Genomic DNA, 2,325 nt, shown 5'->3' with positions numbered 1-2,325 from the left:
TGTCCCTGTGAGAGTAGGACGTCGCCAAGCAACTTTAAGACGAGTCAGAATGACTCGTCTTTTTTGTGTTTTTAACTTCTTATCAGCCTCAAGTTATCCTTTTATATTCAATTTCTTTCATCATTTTCGATGTTTAGTTTAAGATTTTCTATTTTGTTTTTTGTGGAAGCAATCTATCGGTGTGTTAAAATAGTACAGTTGTTTTTTGAAGTACTTTAATATAGGGAGATTTAATTTTTTAAAAGGAGATAATATGAAAAAGATAGGTATAATTACTATAGTAGTCTTAGTCCTTCTAGCGATTGTGTATATGTTAGTCGGGAATTATTTTTATAACTATGCGTTAAATGCGAAACAAGAAAAAGAATTTTTGCAAGATAATCCTCATTTAGTAGAAACGGTAAATGCATCGGGAGATGTATTTGCTACAAATGAAGAGAAGAATGCGAACTTCGTATCAAAGTATAAGCCTAACACATTAACTATACGTTCTTTCGATAAACTGAATTTAAAAGGTTATGAATATATGAATGAACAATCTAGTCATAAATGGGCAATTGTAGTTCATGGATACAATGGTAGGGCATCAGAAATGACGAAATATATTCGTAACTTTTATGAAGAAGGCTATAATGTCATAGCACCAGATCTTCGTGGGCACGGAAATAGTGAAGGAGATTATGTTGGTATGGGCTGGCATGATCGTAAAGATATTTTGATTTGGATTCAACAAATTGTAAAGAAAGACCCTAATGCTGAAATAGCACTATTTGGTGTTTCGATGGGTGGAGCAACTGTAATGATGACTTCAGGTGAAGATTTACCTTCTAACGTTAAAGTTATTATTGAAGATTGTGGGTACTCAACTGTTATTGATGAATTTACTTATCAATTAAAGGATTTATTCCACTTGCCGAAGTTCCCTGTGATGAATGCGGCAAATACAGTTACAAAATTAAGAGCTGGATATGATTTAGAGGAAGCTTCAGCTGTAAAACAAGTAGCGAAAAGTAAAACACCTATGCTGTTTATTCACGGGGACGCTGATACATTCGTTCCTTTTGAAATGTTAGATGAAGTATATAATGCTGCAAAAGTAGAAAAAGAGAAATTAATTGTTCCAGGTGCTGGACATGGAGAAGCCGAGAAAATAGATTCGAATAAATATTGGAATACGGTATGGAAGTTCGTGGAGAGATATATTTCAGCGTAATTAGATTTGTATATACGATAATCAGAAGGTAATGTTTTTATACTTTTGATTATCGTTTTTTCTATTTATAAATTCATTTTAGGTTGTAGTATATACGGCTTGAAGCATAAATTTTTGAATTCCTTATTTCCAGTGCTACAATGATTGAAAACTACATGTTAATGAGGTGTTTCTATGAAAATTGAAGTATGGTCAGATTTTGTATGCCCATTTTGCTACATTGGGAAGCGTAGATTAGAAATGGCTTTAGAGCAATTCCCGCATAGGGATAATGTTGAAGTTGAGTTTAAAAGTTTTGAATTAGATCCGAATACTCCCGTTTACTCTGGAACGAGTATTAATGAAGTACTTGCATCAAAGTATGGGATTAGTATTGAAGAAGCTAAGCGTAATAATGTACAGCTAGGTAATCATGCAGCTAGTATGGGGTTGAGTTTTAATTTTGATGAGATGAAGCCGACGAATACTTTTGATGCGCATCGTCTTGCGAAGTTCGCTAAGGATCAAGGGAAAGAAAAAGAGATTACAGAAAATCTTCTTTTTGCATATTTTACTGAATCACAAAACTTAAGTGATGTGGAAGTGCTTGCTGCCATTGCTGAAAAATCGGGATTAGATAAGCAAGAAGCTTTAAATGTTATCAATAATAAAAGTGCTTATGCGAATGATGTTCGGGTTGATGAAGCGATTGCTCAGCAATATCAAATTTCGGGAGTACCTTATTTTATTGTTAATCAGAAATATGCTATTTCAGGTGCACAACCACTTGAAACTTTTATTGGTGCACTTCAGCAAGTATGGGAAGAAGAGAATCCTGCTCCTAAGTTACAAGAGTTTTCATCAGACGAAGGAAGCGATATGTCTTGTACTGATGGAAGTTGTTCAGTTCCATCAAAAGAACAATAGGCTTTTTAATGGGATAGCAACCCATAGAGTATTTTATGGGTTGCTTATATATTCTTATAGAAGAGATATGTAAATAGATAATTTGATAACGTACAATGAGATTTATAAAAAATGAAGTTTTTTATAAAAACATATTGACGATTAGAGTATAGAGGTGTAATATAGAACAAGTCGCCGATGACATTAACGTCGAAAGCGACAAACGA

Annotated in this window: 2 protein-coding genes; both read left to right on the top strand. The window is 33.7% G+C overall.

Annotation, left to right across the window (positions count from 1 at the left end):
• The first annotated feature begins 253 nt into the window (after positions 1-253).
• Positions 254-1,213: an alpha/beta hydrolase gene (locus tag BAQ48_RS09585; protein WP_071710889.1), complete on the top strand. Its 960-nt coding sequence runs from the start codon at positions 254-256 to the stop codon at positions 1,211-1,213.
• Positions 1,214-1,387: 174 nt separating this feature from the next.
• Positions 1,388-2,119: a DsbA family oxidoreductase gene (locus tag BAQ48_RS09580; RefSeq protein WP_071710888.1), complete on the top strand. Its 732-nt coding sequence runs from the start codon at positions 1,388-1,390 to the stop codon at positions 2,117-2,119.
• Positions 2,120-2,325 lie beyond the last annotated feature (206 nt).

The sequence above is a fragment of the Bacillus luti genome (genome assembly GCF_001884105.1).
Classification (GTDB): Bacteria; Bacillota; Bacilli; order Bacillales; family Bacillaceae_G; genus Bacillus_A; species Bacillus_A luti.
This window is presented reverse-complemented; position numbering and strand designations above follow the sequence as displayed.